The organism is Streptomyces sp. WAC06614 (assembly GCF_003949795.1).
Taxonomy (GTDB): Bacteria; Actinomycetota; Actinomycetes; order Streptomycetales; family Streptomycetaceae; genus Streptomyces.
In genome coordinates, this window is sequence record NZ_RPRY01000734.1 from 1 (window position 1) to 549 (window position 549).

Annotated in this window: 1 protein-coding gene; it reads left to right on the forward strand. The window is 71.6% G+C overall.

Features of this window, described 5'->3' with window-relative positions:
* A partial coding sequence (locus EF918_RS36205; RefSeq protein ID WP_185922107.1) for an ATP-binding protein occupies positions 1–549 on the forward strand: 549 nt, incomplete at both ends.

Consider the following 549-nt stretch of genomic DNA (forward strand, 5'->3'; position numbering starts at 1 on the left):
GGCCCTGGCTTCGATGGTGGCCGGTGGGAACTACCGGCTGGTGCGTCCGCACGGGCTCCAGCAGGCGTTGTTCTCGATGGGGCTGCCGGGGGCGGCCCGCCCGGTGCAGGTGCGGGAGTTCACCCAGCACCAGTTGTCGGAGGACTGGGCCGCGTCGGGGGCGTTCACGAGTATGCGGGTCGGGGATCCGAACGGTGCGCTGGTCGGGATCGATCTGGACTGCGGGACGGTCCGCCCGGTCCTGATCAACATCGGCGACGCGCCCCGCAGGGACATGTCGGCGTCGATCGCGCTGATCGGTGAGCTCGGCGGGGGCAAGACCACATTGCTCAAGCAGCTGACGGCGGCCGAGGTCGACCGGGGGTCGCGGGCGATCGTGATCGACCGGACGCCGTTGCGGGAGTGGGCCCGGTTCGGGCGTTCGGCGGTCGGGTCGCGGTGCCAGGTCATCGACGCGGCGCGGGCGGAGGTCTCCATCGACCCTCTGCGGACCTTCACGGGGCGGGAGGCGACGCAGTACGCCCACGCGTACCTGACGCTCCAGTTGGG